The 1,211-nt window shown below is 71.2% G+C and carries 3 protein-coding genes; 2 read left to right on the plus strand and 1 reads right to left on the minus strand.

The window, feature by feature from the left end; genetic code table 11:
- Positions 1-26: 26 nt before the first annotated feature.
- Positions 27-221: a hypothetical protein gene (locus G6023_RS07595; RefSeq protein ID WP_182634796.1), complete on the minus strand. Its 195-nt coding sequence runs from the start codon at positions 219-221 to the stop codon at positions 27-29.
- A gap of 116 nt (positions 222-337) precedes the next feature.
- Between G6023_RS07595 and G6023_RS07600 the strand changes: the two genes are divergently transcribed.
- Together G6023_RS07600 and G6023_RS07605 are read left to right on the plus strand one after the other, a co-directional pair.
- Positions 338-847, plus strand: a complete 510-nt coding sequence (locus tag G6023_RS07600) for a MarR family winged helix-turn-helix transcriptional regulator (RefSeq protein WP_069390150.1) — start codon at positions 338-340, stop codon at positions 845-847.
- The coding region (locus tag G6023_RS07605; RefSeq protein ID WP_182634798.1) for an SdpI family protein at positions 844-1,211 on the plus strand (368 nt) is incomplete at its 3' end. The genes G6023_RS07600 and G6023_RS07605, both read left to right, overlap by 4 nt.

Here is a 1,211-nt window from a genome sequence, read left to right on the forward strand (position 1 = left end):
GCCCCGTCGGCCGAGGGCGGGGTTGATCAGCCCCTGGCGGCGCGACGCCCGGCGATGAGGGCGTCGACGCTGTAGCGCCCGGTGCCGACCAGACCGAACACGGCGACGGCCAGGCCGATCACGGCGACGAGTTCCCAGCCACCGTCGGCGGCGTAGATGCCGGCGGCCTTGTGGACGTAGGCGTAGGCACCGACCATGACGACGACGACGAGGACGGCCACCGCCCGGGTGAGTGGTGGCGGTCGTGGTCGGCATGCGACTCCCTCAGTAGATGATGTGACACACATTCCTCACCGGGCCCTATATGTTGTGTCAACTAACCGGGTACGCTGGGCCCATGGTCGAACAGGTTCAGGACGTGCGTTGGTTGGACGACGAGGAGAAGGCGCTGTGGCGTGACTACCTCGCCATCCAGGGGCGCCTGCACCTGGAGATCCAGCGCGACCTCAAGACCTCGTCGAGCCTCACGGAGCCCGAGTTCGAGGTGTTGGTCTACCTCAGCGAGGCCGACGGCCCGCTGCGGATGACCGCGCTCGCCGACGCGTTGCAGTGGGAACGCAGCCGCCTGTCCCACCAGGTCACCCGGATGGTCAAGCGCGGACTCGTGGAGCGCACCAGCTGCCCCGACGACGGTCGCGGGGCGTTCGTGTCCACCACCGACGAGGGCATGGCCGAGATCGAGAAGGCCGCGCCCGATCACGTCGCCACGGTGCGGCGGGAGTTCCTCGACCGCCTCAGCGCAGAGGACAAGCGCGAACTCGCCCGGCTGCTCGCCCTGGTCCGGGGTCCCGGCGGGGCTGAGTCGAATCGGAGATCCGACGTCGCGGGCGTACCCTCGGTGGCGTGAACGCAGTGCTCGTGGTGGTCATGGTGCTCCTCGTGGGGCTCGCCCTCGTGCTCGCGGGCACGGGTGTCGCGGCGCTCGTCGGCAGACTGCCCGGCAACGGCGTCCTGGGCGTACGCACCCCGGAGACCCGCCGCTCCCCCGAGGCCTGGGAGCTCGCCAACCGCGCCGCCGCACCCTCGTTCCTCGGCTCCGGTCTCGTCCTGCTGCTCGGTGCGCTCGCCCTGGGACTGATCGGCGGATGGGTCGGCGGCCTCGTCGTCGTCGTCTCCCTCGTCGCCTCCCTCGCCCTGCTCAGCGTCGCCGGCCTCGCCGGGGCACGCGCGGCGGCCAGATGGGACGCCACATCCGGCGACCAGGGCGGCTG

The sequence above is a fragment of the Dietzia sp. DQ11-71 genome (assembly GCF_014144995.1).
Classification (GTDB): Bacteria; Actinomycetota; Actinomycetes; order Mycobacteriales; family Mycobacteriaceae; genus Dietzia; species Dietzia kunjamensis.